General features: G+C 69.2%; 14 protein-coding genes. 7 read left to right on the plus strand and 7 right to left on the minus strand.

The window, feature by feature from the left end; all coding sequences use genetic code 11:
* Nucleotides 1-63: 63 nt before the first annotated feature.
* On the minus strand, nt 64-732 hold the full coding sequence (gene rnt, locus ACRYRV_RS15340; protein WP_309636570.1) for a ribonuclease T: 669 nt from the start codon (nt 730-732) through the stop codon (nt 64-66).
* Between the two features lie 169 nt (nt 733-901).
* Here rnt and ACRYRV_RS15345 point away from each other — a divergent pair, with 169 nt between their 5' ends.
* The 3 genes from ACRYRV_RS15345 (at nt 902) to ACRYRV_RS15355 (ending at nt 3,747) form a co-directional block, all read left to right on the plus strand.
* Entirely contained in the window at nt 902-2,122 is a 1,221-nt protein-coding gene (locus tag ACRYRV_RS15345) for an argininosuccinate synthase (RefSeq protein ID WP_444984555.1), read from the plus strand.
* Nucleotides 2,123-2,210: 88 nt separating this feature from the next.
* On the plus strand, nt 2,211-2,510 hold the full coding sequence (locus ACRYRV_RS15350) for an HlyU family transcriptional regulator (RefSeq protein WP_444984554.1): 300 nt from the start codon (nt 2,211-2,213) through the stop codon (nt 2,508-2,510).
* Nucleotides 2,511-2,619: 109 nt separating this feature from the next.
* On the plus strand, nt 2,620-3,747 hold the full coding sequence (locus ACRYRV_RS15355) for a DUF294 nucleotidyltransferase-like domain-containing protein (protein WP_444984552.1): 1,128 nt from the start codon (nt 2,620-2,622) through the stop codon (nt 3,745-3,747).
* Here the strand turns inward: ACRYRV_RS15355 and ACRYRV_RS15360 are convergent.
* Genes ACRYRV_RS15360 through ACRYRV_RS15375 form a run of 4 tightly spaced genes read right to left on the minus strand, consistent with a single transcriptional unit; the run spans nt 3,722 to nt 9,175 of the window.
* Nucleotides 3,722-6,484: an ATP-binding protein gene (locus ACRYRV_RS15360; RefSeq protein ID WP_444984551.1), complete on the minus strand. Its 2,763-nt coding sequence runs from the start codon at nt 6,482-6,484 to the stop codon at nt 3,722-3,724. The genes ACRYRV_RS15355 and ACRYRV_RS15360 overlap by 26 nt on opposite strands.
* Before the next feature lie 30 nt (nt 6,485-6,514).
* Complete coding sequence (locus ACRYRV_RS15365) at nt 6,515-6,709, minus strand: hypothetical protein (RefSeq protein WP_309636573.1); 195 nt, start codon at nt 6,707-6,709, stop codon at nt 6,515-6,517.
* 31 nt (nt 6,710-6,740) lie between these two features.
* On the minus strand, nt 6,741-8,804 hold the full coding sequence (locus tag ACRYRV_RS15370; RefSeq protein ID WP_253443123.1) for a 3'-5' exonuclease: 2,064 nt from the start codon (nt 8,802-8,804) through the stop codon (nt 6,741-6,743).
* Nucleotides 8,804-9,175 (minus strand): response regulator transcription factor, encoded by a 372-nt coding sequence (locus tag ACRYRV_RS15375; protein ID WP_444984550.1) that lies wholly within the window; start codon nt 9,173-9,175, stop codon nt 8,804-8,806. The genes ACRYRV_RS15370 and ACRYRV_RS15375 overlap by 1 nt, the downstream gene beginning before the upstream one ends.
* A 144-nt stretch (nt 9,176-9,319) precedes the next feature.
* Between ACRYRV_RS15375 and ACRYRV_RS15380 the strand changes: the two genes are divergently transcribed.
* Nucleotides 9,320-10,006, plus strand: a complete 687-nt coding sequence (locus ACRYRV_RS15380; protein WP_444984549.1) for a glutathione S-transferase — start codon at nt 9,320-9,322, stop codon at nt 10,004-10,006.
* Between the two features lie 3 nt (nt 10,007-10,009).
* On the opposite strand, the gene ACRYRV_RS15385 is transcribed toward ACRYRV_RS15380, so the two are convergent.
* Nucleotides 10,010-10,297, minus strand: a complete 288-nt coding sequence (locus tag ACRYRV_RS15385; protein WP_253443117.1) for a hypothetical protein — start codon at nt 10,295-10,297, stop codon at nt 10,010-10,012.
* Between the two features lie 227 nt (nt 10,298-10,524).
* On the opposite strand from ACRYRV_RS15385, the gene ACRYRV_RS15390 reads away from it, so the two are divergent.
* From ACRYRV_RS15390 to ACRYRV_RS15400, 3 genes are read left to right on the plus strand one after another with little or no spacing between them, the layout of a single operon-like run.
* Entirely contained in the window at nt 10,525-12,201 is a 1,677-nt protein-coding gene (locus ACRYRV_RS15390) for a carbon starvation CstA family protein (RefSeq protein ID WP_253443115.1), read from the plus strand.
* Between the two features lie 12 nt (nt 12,202-12,213).
* Nucleotides 12,214-12,516, plus strand: coding sequence for a cory-CC-star protein (locus tag ACRYRV_RS15395; RefSeq protein WP_253443113.1), 303 nt, complete (start codon nt 12,214-12,216; stop codon nt 12,514-12,516).
* Nucleotides 12,517-12,523: 7 nt separating this feature from the next.
* The gene (locus ACRYRV_RS15400; protein ID WP_253443112.1) at nt 12,524-13,531 is read left to right on the plus strand and encodes an ArsA family ATPase; all 1,008 of its coding nucleotides are present in this window, start codon (nt 12,524-12,526) and stop codon (nt 13,529-13,531) included.
* Here the strand turns inward: ACRYRV_RS15400 and ACRYRV_RS15405 are convergent.
* On the minus strand, nt 13,528-14,592 hold the full coding sequence (locus ACRYRV_RS15405; RefSeq protein WP_444984548.1) for a hypothetical protein: 1,065 nt from the start codon (nt 14,590-14,592) through the stop codon (nt 13,528-13,530). The two genes, ACRYRV_RS15400 and ACRYRV_RS15405, sit on opposite strands and share 4 nt — an antisense overlap.
* Between the last annotated feature and the right edge of the window lie 70 nt (nt 14,593-14,662).

Here is a 14,662-nt window from a genome sequence, read left to right on the forward strand (position 1 = left end):
AAGGAACCCCCGATGGTAGGCCATCGGGGGTTTCTCGTTATCAGGGGGCAAGTGGCTGTTGGCTTACGGCTGCTCTTCGATCCCCTGCTCGCGCTGGGCCTGGGCCCAGCCGCCGAGGTCCCTGTAGCGGTTGACCATGGCGCAGAAGAGCTCCGCGGTGCGCTCGGTGTCGTAGCGGGCGGAGTGGGCCTCGCTGTTGTCGAACTCGATCCCCGCGGCGCGACAGGCCCGGGCCAGCACCGTCTGGCCATAGACCAGGCCGGCCAGGGAGGCGGTGTCGAAGCTCGAGAAGGGGTGGAAGGGGTTGCGCTTGATGCCGCAGCGGGCCACCGCGGCGTTGAGAAAGCCGTGGTCGAAGGCGGAGTTGTGGCCCACCAGCACCGCCCGGGTGCAGCCGTGAGCCTTGATCGCCTTGCGCACCGGACGAAAGATCTCGCCGAGTGCCTCGGCCTCGGAGAGGGCGACGCGCTGGCGCAGCGGGTCATCGAGCCTGATGCCGGTGAAGTCCAGCGCCGACTGCTCCACGTTGGCTCCCTCGAAGGGCGTCACATGAAAGGCATAGGTGGACTCGGGCAGGAGGTTGCCCTCGGCGTCCATGGTCAGGGTCACGGCGGCGATCTCGAGGATCGCATCGCGTTCGGCGTTGAAGCCGCCGGTCTCCATATCCACCACTACCGGCAAAAAACTGCGGAATCGCTGTGCCAGCAGGTCGCGGGCGATCGCCTCGCTCATGCACCTCTCCTTGCGTCTTTCGGTCTCGATCACCCCGCCCCGGGGTGAATTTGCGCAGTCTAGCAGGTCGGCCCCCGGGGCGTCCCGGGGCTGGTATTCGTCTTGACCCTGGCGCGCTATACTGGACGTTCTGACGCAACATCCCTATCCGTTTATCGAGGAGCCCCGAATGTCCGATGTCAAGAAGGTCGTGCTCGCCTACTCCGGTGGCCTGGACACCTCCGTTATCGTCAAGTGGTTGCAGGAGACCTACAACTGCGAGGTGGTGACCTTTACCGCCGACATCGGCCAGGGCGAGGAAGTCGAGCCGGCGCGCGCCAAGGCCCAGGCACTCGGCGTCAAGGAGATCTACATCGAGGACCTGCGCGAGGAGTTCGTGCGCGACTACGTCTACCCGATGTTCCGTGCCAACACCATCTACGAAGGGGAGTACCTGCTCGGCACTTCCATCGCGCGCCCGCTGATCGCCAAGCGTCTGATCGAGATCGCCAACGAGACCGGCGCCGACGCCATCTCCCACGGCGCCACCGGCAAGGGCAACGACCAGGTGCGCTTCGAGCTGGGCGCCTACGCGCTCAAGCCCGGCGTCAAGGTGATCGCGCCCTGGCGCGAGTGGGACCTGACCTCCCGCGAGAAGCTGATGGCCTACTGCGACCAGCACAGCATCCCGGTGGACTTCTCCAAGAGCAAGAAGAAGTCCCCCTACTCCATGGACGCCAACCTGCTGCATATCTCCTACGAGGGCGGCATCCTGGAGGACCCCTGGGCCGAGGCCGAGGAGGAGATGTGGCGCTGGAGCGTGTCGCCCGAGGCGGCCCCGGACGAGCCCACCTACGTGGAGCTGACCTATGAGCAGGGCGACATCGTGGCCCTCGACGGCCAGCCGATGAAGCCCCACGAGGTGCTCGAGACCCTCAACAAGGTGGCGGGCGCCAACGGCATCGGCCGCCTGGATATCGTCGAGAACCGCTACGTGGGCATGAAGTCCCGCGGCTGCTACGAGACCCCCGGCGGCACCGTGATGCTCAAGGCGCATCGTGCCATCGAGTCCCTGACCCTGGACCGCGAGGAGGCCCATCTCAAGGACCAGCTGATGCCCAAGTACGCCGAGGTGATCTACAACGGCTACTGGTGGAGCCCGGAGCGGCGCATGCTGCAGGCCGCCATCGACGAGACCCAGAAGAACGTCTCGGGCGTGGTGCGCATCAAGCTCTACAAGGGCAATGTGATCGTGGCGGGGCGCAAGTCCGAGCAGTCGCTCTTCGACGAGTCCATCGCCACCTTCGAAGATGACGCCGGCGCCTACGACCAGAAGGATGCCGAGGGCTTCATCAAGCTCAACGCCCTGCGCCTGCGCATCGCCGCCGGCAAGGGCCGTCAGCAGGCCTGATCGGCCCCGCTGATGCCTTCCGTCGACGCCGGCCCCGTGCCGGCGTCGTCGTCTGCACGGGCGTGCGCAGCGAAGAGGAGACGCGACCATGTTCAAGAAACTGTTTTCCGGCCTGCTGGGCGGCGGCGAGAAGCGCCCCTCCGGGGCTCGGGCCGCCGACCCGGTGGAGTACCAGGGGTACCAGATCATCTCCGAGCCGGACGAGCAGGGCGGCCAGTACCGCGTCAGCGGCTGGATCCGCCGGGTGAGCCCCGAGGGCGAGCCCCAGGAGCATCGCTTCGAACGCTCCGACATGGTCCCCGGCCGCGAGGCCTGCGACCAGCTGATGGTCAGCAAGGCCCGGCGCTTCATCGACGATGTGGGCGAGGCGATGTTCCAGGAACGCTGAGGAGCCCTGATGGCGACGGCGCTGCGGCGTTCGCCATGCCCCTTTCGCCCAAGTGTGTCGCGGGCGGCGCCTCGTTACACTGGCCGGGTCCTTCCTGACCGGAGTCACCATGCGCCTGCTGCACCGTGCTTCCCCCTGGCGCACTCTCTTCGCTGCCGACCCGCTTCCCGACCCGACGCGGCTGCCGCCGCTGCTGGCGCCCCTGCGAGATGCCCTGAAGGAGCTGGGGCCTGCCCCCGGGCTTGCCGATGCTCACGCCTGGCAACCGCGGCTGGTGGAGGCGCTGATGCGCCTGGACCTGCCGGCCTGGCGCATCAGTCAGCTGATCAGCGACCACAACGCCTGGCTCTATCGGCGAGCCATCCAGCTGGCTCAGAACGAGATGCAGGGGCAGGGGTGGGGGGAGCCGCCGGTGGCCTACTGCGTGATCGTGATGGGCTCCGGTGCCCGCCAGGAGAGCCTGCTGGGGCCGGACCAGGACAACGGCATGATCATTGCCGACTATCCGGATAGCCGGCACGGCGAGATCGACGGCTATTTCCAGGCGCTGGGGGAGCGCTTTACCGAGCGGCTCGACCAGGCCGGGATTCCCCTCTGCAGCGGCCATGTGATGGCGCGCTGGCCGATGTGGCGCAAGCGCCTCTCTGAGTGGGGAGAGCAGCTAGCGCTGTGGACCGCCGACCGCCGCGTGAAGCGCGTGCAGCAGGCCAATATCCTGCTCGATTTCCAGACGGTCCACGGCGAGGCGGATCTGGCCGAGGCGCTGGCCGACCAGGTGGCGCGGCTGATGCCCAGGGCCGGCCTCTTTCTCGATGAGATGGGGGCGCTGCTCGATGAGCAGCCGGTGGCCCTGGACCGCTTCGGGCGGCTGTCGGGGTCGGTGGAGGGGGCGCCCCACGAGCGGGCGGTCAACCTCAAGCATCAGGCGGTGCTGCCGCTGGTGGCGGCGACTCGCCTGCTCTCCCTGCGCCACGGCGTGCGGGAGGTCGGTACCCGGGAGCGGCTGGCGGCGCTGGTGGTCGTGGGGGCGCTGGGGGCGGAGACCTGCCGCGGCCTGACCGCCGCGCTGGAGCGGCTGCAGGCCCTGCTGCTGGAGGAGCAGTGCCACGGCCTCAAGGCGGGGCGGGCCGCCGATGGCTGGGTGGACCTGTCACGCCTGGGCGAAGATCAGCGCCTGCTGCTGCGCCACGACCTGCAGCAGATCCGCGCCTTCAAGCGTCGGGCGAAGCGCGCCTAGCCGACGCTTCCGCAGGCGCCTCCGGAAGCTCCATGGTCAGGCAGGCGCCGCCCAGGTGGGGGGCGTCCTCCACCCAGAGGCGCCCGCCCAGGTGGGCGACGATGCCGCGGCTGATGGGCAGGCCCAGGCCGCTGCCCCGGGGCCGGCCCCGGGTCTGCTCCGGTGTCTCGCCGAGGCGCTGGATCTGGTGAAACTTCTCGAAGACCCGCTCGCGCTCCTCTTCGGCGATTCCCTGGCCGTTGTCCTCCACCGACAGGCGGTAGTGGTTCTTGTGGCGGGCCAGGCGCAGCAGCACCCTGGGGTCGTCCGGGGCGGCGAACTTGCCGGCGTTATCGAGCAGGTTGATGATCACCTGCTCCAGGCGGTCCGGGTCGCCCACCACCGCCGCCGTCTCCACCTCGATCCGTACCTCCAGCTCCACCCCGCGATCCTCCTGCATATGGTGGACCGCATCCACGCTGTGGCGGGTCAGCTCCACCAGGTCCAGCTGCTGGGGGTTGAGGGTCAGCCGGCCGCTCTCCAGACGGGCCAGGTCGAGGATCTCCTCGATCAGCCGCGAGAGCCGCTGGCTCTCCTTGACCACCACGTTGAGGAAGTGCACCCGCTTCTCTTCGGGCAGGTCGCCGCTGTCGCGCAGGATCTCGGCGAAGGCGCGAATCGAGGTCAGCGGCGTTCTCAGCTCGTGGCTGACCATGGCCACGAACTCATCCTTGAGGCGATCCAGCTCGCGCAGGCGCTCGTTGGCGGCGCGCAGCTCCTCGCTGGCCCGGGCCAGCTCCTCGGACTTCTGCTCCAGGCGGCGGTTGACCTCCAGGGTCTCGGAGGTGGTGTCGAGGATGCTGAGGATCGACTCCAGGTCCAGGGCCTCGCCGCGCACCACCGAGTTGATCAGCACCCGCGCCGAGGCGTTGCCCAGGGCGCCGGAGAGCGCCTGCTCGGCCCGGGCGATCAGCTCCGGTGGGGCGGGCTGGTCGTTGGTGGGCTCCTCCCCGGGGTAGCCGGTGAAGACCCGGGCGGTGGCGTTGGCCCCCAGATAGCGGTCGAGCAGGGCGCGCAGCTCCCCCCGGGTGGTCTGGCCGTGCCACAGGGAGGTCTCCATCAGGCTCGGGTGCATCGCCTCGGTGAACAGCGCCGCCTGAGTCTGCTCCAGGGGGGTCTGCCGGCTGAACAGCGAGATGCCCACCAGCAGGCCGACGTTGGCGGTCAGGCTCCAGAGCAGGGAGTGGGAGTAGATGTCCCAGCCCTCCAGGCCGAACATGGCGTAGGGCCTGAGCCATTCGATCCCGAAGGGGCCCTGGGTGAGGAAGGCGTCGTCGAGCCAGCCCGACTGGGCGAAGCCCGGGAGCAGCAGGGTCCAGGCCCAGATCAGGGTGCCGGCGATCAGCCCCAGGGCGGCGCCGCGGCCGTTGGCCCCCCGCCAGTACATGCCGATCAGCATGGCGGGGGCGAACTGGCAGGCGGCGGCGAAGGAGACCAGGCCGATGGTGACCAGGCTGTAGGAGTCGCCGATCAGGGCGTGGTAGAGGTAGCCCAGCAGCAGGATCAGCACGATGGCGACCCGGCGTATGCCCAGCAGCCAGCCGGCCAGCTCGCCGCGGCTGCTCAGGTGCAGGCGCCGGGAGCGCAGCAGCAGCGGCATGATCAGCTGGTTGCTGACCATGGTGGAGAGCGCGATGGTCTCCACGATCACCATGCTGGTGGCGGCGGAGAGCCCGCCGATGAAGACCAGCAGCGGCAGCCCTTCGAAGCCCGCCGAGAGCGGCAGGGTCAGCACATAGCTGTCCGGGTCGCCGGCGGAGAGCAGCAGGCCGGCCATGGCGATGGGGATCACGAAGAGGTTGATGGCCAGCAGGTAGAGGGGGAAGAGCCAGGTGGCGCGCTTGATATGGCGCTCGTCGACGTTCTCCACCACCAGCACCTGAAACTGGCGGGGCAGGGTGATGAAGGCCAGGAAGGCGAGCACCAGCATGCCCATCCAGCCGCTGGCGCCGCCGGGAATGGCGTCGAGCCCCATGGCACCCACCAGCTCGGGAGTCGCCGCCACCTGGCGGAAGAGGTCCCCCGGGCCGTGGAAGAGGCCGAAGACCACGAACAGGCCCACCGCCAGGAAGGCGACCAGCTTGATCATCGACTCGAAGGCGATGGCCGCCACCATGCCCTCGTGGCGTTCGCTGGCGTCCAGATGGCGGGTGCCGAAGAGGATGATGAAGACCGCCAGCACCAGCGCCACCCAGAAGGACTTGTCGACCCAGAAGGCCTCCTCGGCGATGCTCAGCTCCGGCGCCTGGGGGTAGTTGACCAGCACCGCATGGCTCACCGTGATCGCCTTGAGCTGCAGGGTGATATAGGGGGTGATGCCGATCAGGGCGATCAGCGCCACCAGGGCGCCGAGGCTCGAGCTCTTGCCGTAGCGGGCGCTGATGAAGTCGGCGATGGAGGTGATCCGCTGCACGCTGGCGATGCGCACCATCTTGCGGATCAGGAAGGGAGCCATCAGCATCGCCAGGGTCGGCCCCAGATAGATGAGCAGGAAGCTGGGGCCGTACTGGGCGGCCCGCCCCACGCTGCCGTAGAAGGTCCAGGCGGTGCAGTAGACGGCGATGGAGAGCGCATAGACCGTGGGGGAGCCGATCAGGGAGCGCCCTTGCTCGGCGCGGCGGTCGCCCCAGGCGGCGATCACGAAGAGCAGCGCCAGGTAGCCGAAGGCGACGCTCAACACCACGGCATCGGTTCTCATCTCGCCTCCCTGCGCATGGTGGCTATCTCCTCAGTCGTTCGAGCGGTGCTCGAGCAGCCAGGCGGCCAGGCCGATCACCACCCCCCAGGCCACGAACAGATAGAGCGGCAGCCAGGAAGGCCCCCCCTCGGGCCGGTCGAAGACCAGCACCAGCGGCGGGGTGAAGAGCAGGGTGGCCAGCAGCACCAGGGCGGTGAGCCGCTCGCCCAGGCGAGGGGTGTTCATGCCGGCCTCCGGCTGCGTGGGGCGTCATGGCTCATGAGGCGCAGGCGTCCTCCTTGGTCAGGGCGCTGTTCTGCAGGGCCAGCGCCTGCTCGAGGGTCTCGATGCCCCGGGCCTCCAGCCTCGGCAGCAGGGAGAGCCACAGCTCGGCGGTCACCCGGGCATCGCCCAGGGCGGTGTGGCGGGTGCCCGGCGGGAAGCTGAGGTCGTAGCGGTCGGCCAGGCTGTCCAGGTCGTGGCCGTCGAGGCTGGCATCCAGGGCCCGTGAGATCAGCAGGGTGTCGAGCACCGGCATGTCGAGGGTCACGCCGGCCCCCGGCGGCTGCAGGGCGAGCAGGTCGAAGGCGGCGTTGTGGGCCAGGATCACGGCGTCGCCCACATAGTCGCGGAAGCGCGGCAGCACCACCGGCAGGGGCGGCGCGCCCGCCACGTCGGCATCGGTGATGCCGTGGATGGCGGTGCTGGCCGGCGGGATCGGCTTGCCGGGGTCGACGCGCACGTCGAACACCTCGCTGGCCAGCAGGCGGGCATTGACCACGCGGCAGGCGCCGATGCTGATCACGGTATCGCCGCGGCGCAGCTCCAGGCCGGTGGTTTCGGTGTCGAAGGCGACCACCTCCAGGGCGCGCAGCGGGCGCGCGGCCAGCTCGGCGTCGGGCGGCGGCAGCTCGGCGATGCCGAAGTCGTGGAACTCCGGGCGAGGCTCGGTGGCTGGGCGCGGCGCGCCGACCCGCTCGGTGGCCGGCAGCGGCAGGCGCAGGCGGGCGTGCTCGCCGTCGGCATCGGCCAGGCTCCAGGCGTCGCTGGCGTGCTGGCGCAGCACGTCGGAGACCCGGGGACTCAGGGGAAGGTCGTCGAGGCGCTGCTGCTGCCACTCGTTGAGCTGGCGCTCGCCCAGGGGCTGGCCGCGCCAGACTAGGTCCAGGTAGACCCGGCGATTGCCCAGGCACACCTCACCCTCCAGCTCCCTGCCATCTAGGTGGGGGCGCAGCACCTCGAGCAGCGAGCCGAGCAGCACCAGCAGGGCGGTGGCGTCGCCCTTGAACCAGGCGGGCATGCCCACCGGGACCACCTTGGGTGCGGGCTCCGCCAGGCGTTCGTTGAGGGCGTCCCAGAGGTCGTTGGACCAGAGCGGGACCAGTCGCTCACCTTCGTGCTGCATGCGCTCTACCAGGGAGGCAAGCTCTTCGATATCGCGTCCCAGTGACTGGCTCTCCTCGTCGATCACCTTCTCCAGGCGTCCGCGCATCTCGCCGGAGGCGCCGCGCAGGGTGGAGAGGGCGTCGGCGGCGCTGGTCAGGCTGGCGCTGTGGCGGCGCAGCCGCGGCAGGCTGTCGAGGAGCTCGGCCCGGGCGCCCATCTCGCTGGTCCAGGCCGCCGTGGTGTCGGTCAGGGTGAGCAGGGACTCTCCGTGGCTGCCCGGCACCCGGCGCAGCACGGCGCGCAGCCAGCGCTCGTCGCAGGGTACCAGGACCTCCCGGGGGGAGCCGTCGCCGGGCAGCTGGCCAAGGGCGTCCTGGAGGCTGGCAGCGGGGAGCAGGGCCTCGAGGCGCTTGCCCAGCCCCAGCCCGTGGTGCCCCTCGAACAGCGTCTCGGCGGCCTGGTTGAAGAGCAGCACCCGCCGGTGCTGGTCGCAGAGCAGCAGGGGGGTGTCGAGCACCTGGAGCAGGGTCTCGAGCTCCTGGCGAATGCGCGCCGCGCTGCGCGCCCCCTCGGCGTGGGCGGTGGCCAGCCGGCCGCGGTCGGCCCGCCAGGCGTCGCGCACTCGCACCAGGTCCGGCCCCAGGCTGCGCAGCCACCCCTCCGGCGGATAGTCGTCCCGGGCATCGGGGTTGGCCACCAGGCGCGCCAGCTGCACCTGGAGGTGGCGCAGCGGGGTGAACAGCTGGCGCTCCAGCAGCAGGCCCACCAGAAAGATGGTGCCGCCGCCGGAGAAGCAGCCCAGCCAGAGGGCCAGACGGGCCAGCCCCTCAGGCTTGAAGAGGGTGTCGAGCCAGAGGGCAAAGGTGGCGCCGCCGAAGATGCTGACGCCGCTGAGCAGCAGCCACAGGCCGATCAGCCGCTGGCGTCGCGGCAGCCCGGGAAGTCGTTTTGCCATCAGGAGACCTCGGCGAGCAGCGCCTTGACCTTCTCAACCAGCGCCTGGGTGGAGAAGGGCTTGGTGATGTAGTCGTCGGCGCCCAGCGCCAGTCCCTTCTCGCGCTCCACCTCGCGGCCGTGGGCCGTCAGCATGATGATGGGCAGGCGGGCGTGGTCGGGGTCGGCGCGCAGACGCTCCAGCACGTCGAAGCCGCTGATACCCGGCAGGCTGATGTCGAGCAGCACGAGATCGGGTGTCCCCTCGGCGACGCGCGCCAGGGCGCTCTCGCCATCCTCGGCGGTGACCACCTCGAAGCCGGCCTGCTGCATCAGAAACTCCAGGGACAGGACGATATTGGGTTCATCGTCCACCACCAGGACCTTGGCCATGGCGTTCTCCATTGATTTGTCATTGTCATGTTGTTGCTGCTCAGTCTAGTGGCCGGCCGAGGCGCCGCAAAGGCGACCTTGGCAGGAGTTGACCCGCCCGTGGCGTGCTAGGGTGCGTGGAGGAACCCACTGCGAGGAAGGCAAATGATCGAGGTGCATCATCTGGACAACTCCCGTTCCCAGCGGGTGGTCTGGCTGTTGGAGGAGCTGGGCCTCCCCTATGAGCTGATTACCCATGAGCGGGATCCGCAGACCCTGCTGGCGCCCGAGTCGCTGCGCGAGGTGCACCCCCTGGGCAAGGCGCCGGTGATTCGCGACCTGGCTCGGGGCGGGCGGGTGATCGCCGAGTCGGGGGCGATCATCGACTACCTGATAGAACACCACGACGCCGAGGGGCGCCTGGCACCGTCGGCCGGCAGCGAGGCGTGGGAGCGCTACCGCTTCTGGCTGCACCATGCGGAGGGCTCGGGGATGCCGCCCCTGGTGATGAGACTGGTCTTCTCGCGCCTCGGCCAGCCGCCGGTGCCGGCGCTGGCCAGGCCGCTGGGTCGGCTCTTCGCCCGAGGCGTGGAGCAGCAGTACCTGGGCCCGGAGATTCGCCGCCTGCGTGACTTCTGGGAGCGGTCGCTGGAGGCGTCGGGCCCCTGGTTTGCCGGTGAGGCCTTCAGCGCCGCCGATATCCAGATGAGTTTTGCGGTGCTGGCCATGGCCGGGCGCGGAGGGCTCGAGGGCCGCCCGCGGCTGCAGGCGTTTCTGGAGGCCTGCCGGGAGCGGCCCGCCTATGCGCGCACCGTGGTGCGGATCGGCGAGTTCTCCCTCTCGGCCGGCTGAGCCTCAGCGTCCGGTGTCGCCATTCTGGCCGGATGTCCGGGCAGCGGGGCCCAGGGGGCCCAGCCAGAGCCAGACCTGGACCACCACCAGCAGCGGCAGCAGCCAGAGGGGGGCACCGGTGGTGCCGGCCAGCAGCCGGTAGATGACGAAGCCGATGATGCCGGCGGCCACGCCCACCAGTGGAAAGAGCAGGGGGCGCTGGTAGCCTGGCCGTCGGGAGAGACGGTAGAGGGTGCCGACGAAGGCGCCGAAGGCCGCGGTCATGGCCAGTGGGATAAGCAGATGCTGCATGGTGGTCTCGTATGATGGCTGAAGGCGGGTGGCTGGATGCGTCCGGTTTGGCTGCCAGCCTAGAGGGGGGCGCCGCCGGCTGGCTCTGCGACTTTAGTCACGCGTTGAACAGTGAGGCGCGCTTTGTCATGGACTTGGCCTATACAAGGTAAGACCATTGGACCCGGTGCCGCCTGCCAGCGCGGTACCGTCTCCCACACATCCCTGTTCCACCCTAGGAGTGCGCCATGAGTGCCATCGTTATCCTGGTCCTGGGTCTTGCCGCGATGGCGGCCGGGTACTTCCTGTACTCGAAGTTCATCGCCGAGAAGATCTACCGGCTGGATCCCGACTTCAAGACGCCTGCCCACGAGTATGAAGACGGCGTCGACTTCGTCCCCACCAACCGCTTCGTCCTGTGGGGCCACCACTTCACCTCGGTAGCCGGGGCCGCGCCCATCGTGGGGCCGGCCATTGCCGTGATCTGGGGCTGGGTCCCCGCCTTCCTGTGGGTGGTGTTCGGCACCATCTTCTTCGCCGGGGTGCATGACTTCGGCGCCATCTGGGCCAGCGTGCGCAACAAGGCCAAGTCGGTGGGCGCCCTGACCGGCGACGTGGTTGGCAAGCGTGCCCGCAGCATCTTCATGATCGTCATCTTCCTGGTGCTGCTGATGGTCAACGCGGTGTTCGCCGTGGTGATCGCCGGCCTGATGATGAACTTCTCCAGTGCCGTGGTGCCGGTGTGGGGCGCCATCCTGGTGGCGCTGATCATCGGCCAGCTGATCTACCGCCGCATGCTCAGCCTGCCGATGGTCTCCATCATCGGCGTGGTGGCCCTCTATGCCCTGATCGGGATCGGGCCCTCGGTGCCGCTGCAGATGCCCGCCGAGGTGGCCGGTCTCTCCGGCAATGCGGTCTGGATCCTGATCCTGTTCGCCTATGCGGCCATCGCCTCGCTGCTGCCGGTCTGGGTGCTGCTCCAGCCCCGCGACTACATCAACGGCCTGCAGCTCTTCATCGGTCTGATCGTGCTCTACGGCGCCATCGTGCTGATGAATCCGAGCATGGTGGCGCCCGCCTTCAACGACAACGTACCCGCCGGTACGCCGTCACTCTTGCCGCTGCTCTTCGTGACCATTGCCTGCGGGGCGATCTCCGGCTTCCACGGCCTGGTCTCCTCCGGCACCACCTCCAAGCAGCTCAACCGCGAGACCGACGCCCGCTTCGTCGGCTACTTCGGCGCCATCGGCGAGGGCATGCTGGCGCTGGCCGCCATCCTCGCCGCCACCGCCGGCTTCGCTACCCTGGCCGACTGGGAGGCGATGTACACCGCCTTCGGTCAGGGTGGCGTCAACGCCTTCGTGGAGGGCGGCGCCTTTATCATTCACAACGGCGTCGGCCTGCCGGAAGCCACGGCGGCGACCCTGCTCACCGTGATGGCGGCGCTGTTCGCCGGCACCACCATGGATACCGGCCTGCGCCTGCAGCGCTACATCTTCCAGGAGTGGGGCGAGATCTATAACCAGCAGTGGATGAAGAAGCCGGCCATCGCCACCCTGCTGGCGGTGGGCAGCTGCCTGCTGCTGGCCTTCGGCGCCGGCGGCGCCGACGGGGCCGGCGGTCTGATCATCTGGCCGCTGTTCGGCACCACCAACCAGCTGCTGGCGGGGCTGACCCTGCTGGTGATCACCGTGATGCTGGTGCGCCTGCGTCGCCCGATGTGGTACACCCTGGTGCCGCTCTGCTTCCTGCTGGTGATGACCATCGCCGCGCTGCTGATCCAGCTGCGTACCTTCTTCGAGCAGGGCAACTACTTCCTGCTGGTGCTGGATATCGTGGTGCTGATCGCCGCCATCATGGTGGCCATGGAGTGCGCCTCTACGCTGAAGCGCTCCCGCGCCGAGATGGCCGCCGAGCAGAAGTGAAAGGAGTGACTCATGAACGATGATCATGACCGCGGTCATGATCCTCGTCTCGAACGGATGCGGGCCTGGCTGAGCCAGGCCCGTTTCTTCGCGGAGGAGGTCTACTCCTCCCGCTACCGGGGCGCCATTGCCCGCGCCCGCCGAGACGAGGACGACCTCTTCATGCTGCTGGTATTCTCCGAGATGATGGGAGTCCCCAACCCGGCGGCCTACTACACCCTGGAGCTGCAGCCGCTGCTGCTGGAGCGCTTCCACGACTGGCACCGGCGCATGGGCATGGAGCGCTCGCCGCTGGACCATTTCAAGTGCTGCTGAGGCCACTATGAAAGAGCTACTCGACAAACGCCTGCTGTGGGTGGGCGGCAAGGGCGGGGTCGGCAAGACCACCGTGGCCGCGGCCCTGGCGGTGCTGGCGGCGCGGCGGGGCAGGAAGGTGCTGGTGGTCTCCACCGACCCGGCCCATAGCCTCGGTGATGTCTTCGACCGCGAGCTTGGCGACACGCCCCGGCGTCTGCTGCCCAACCTGGACGCCATGGAGATCGATCCCGACGCCGAGGTGGAGGCCCATCTGGCGCGGGTCACCGAACAGATGCGCCGCTATGCCGCCCCGGAGATGATGAAGGAGCTGGAGCGGCAGATGCGACTGACTCGGCAGTCGCCGGGCACCCAGGAGGCGGCGCTGCTGGAGCGGCTCTCGCGGCTGATCACCGATGACGAGGCCGACTGGGACCTGATCCTCTTCGACACCGCGCCCACCGGCCACACCCTGCGCCTGCTGACCCTGCCCGAGGCGATGGCCGCCTGGACCGACGGCCTCCTGGCCCACAATCGCAAGTCGGAGGAGCTGGGCAAGGTGCTCTCGCACCTGACGCCCAAGCGGGGCCGCGACGTGGCCACCCCCTTCGACGACCCCAAGGAGGATCCGCTGGCCGATCTGGATGAGAAGACCCGCGACGTGGCGAAGACCCTGATCGAGCGCCGGCGGCTCTTCCACCAGGCACGGCGGCGTATCGAGAACGCCGAAGAGACCGGCTTTCTGTTCGTGATGACCCCGGAGCGGCTGCCGATCCTCGAGACGGCGCGGGCCGTGGCGACCCTCGAGGAGGCGCACGTGCCGGTGGCCGGCACCCTGGTCAACCGGGTGATTCCCGAGGATGCCGACGGGGAGTTCCTGCGCGCCCGCCGGGAGCAGGAGGCAACCTACCTGGCCCGCATCGATCAGGAGCTTGGCCACCTGCCACGCCCGCGGCTGCCCTGGCTGCCCACCGACGTCCAGGGCATCGCGATCCTGGAAGAGCTGGCCGAACGCCTGGAAGAACAGGGCTTCTAGTCGGCGAGCGTCTCCAGTCGTCGGGTGGGCCAGTGCACCACGGCGGTGTGGCGATGCATGCGCTCGGCGAGCCAGGGGTGGCGCTCCTGGATCACCCGGCTGGCGAAGTCGGCCAGGAAGCGCGACTTGAGCTCGGCCCGGGCGCGGTCCACCCCCACCGCCTGGTAGGGGGTGGAGGCGAGCAGCATGAGGCCGTCATCGGGAATGCGCCCGGCGGCCATGTTGGCGTCGATGATGTCGGCGGCGGTGCCGATGGGCTCGGCCAGGCTCGGGCCGTAGGGGCCGATGATCAGCGCGGTATTGGGCAGGTGCAGGAAGTCGAAGCCGCGCCCTACGCAGATCACCCACTCGCGGTGCTCGATATCGAGCTGTCGGGCCACCCCGCGCAGGCTCGCCGTATGGGCCAGGTTCCCCTCGAGTAGCGGAAGCAGGTCGCGGCGGATATCGGCCGGCATGTCCGGGCAGAGGGCGGCGACCCGGCGGCCGAGGTCCTCGCCGTCGTCGGCATCGAGCGTCCCGATATCCAGTGTCGCCTCCCCCTCGCCGTGGAGGATCAGGGCGTCGGAGTCGGTCTCGAAGCCGCACACCAGGGGGTAGACGTGCTGATGATCGGCGCCGAACAGCCGCTCGGCCTGGGCGCGGATCTCGCGGGCGTGGGCCAGGGCGGCGCCGGCATCGCAGCCGAAGCCGGCGCAGCCGCGCCGCCGCTCCCCCCGGGAGAAGTGGTAGGTGATCATCATCAGCGACCCGTGGCCCGCGCGGATCCCTTCCGCCACCGCCTCGGTCACCAGCTCCCCCAGGTAGGGCCAGCCCAGGTCGAAGATGCCACCGAGGTTGCGGAAGGGGGTGATGATGCCGAGCGGCGTGCGGGTGGCATGAGGGATATGGATGCGTCCGTCCATGCACTTCAGTACCAGCAGGCGGGTAGGGTGCCTGGCCAGGTAGCGCTCCCGGGCCAGGCTGGCCGAGGGGCTGCAGTAGGTGTCGGCGTGCTGGCGGGAGAGGGCCAGCAGCGCCTCGATGCGCTCGCCGATGGGGCGGTCGTGGAGTGGGATGGGCATGGGGCTCCGGAAGGGCTCTTGTCGTTGTCGTCCCATCCTCGCCCAGCCGTCGGCGGCTGCCAATCCGCCG

This window comes from Halomonas mongoliensis (genome assembly GCF_052496345.1).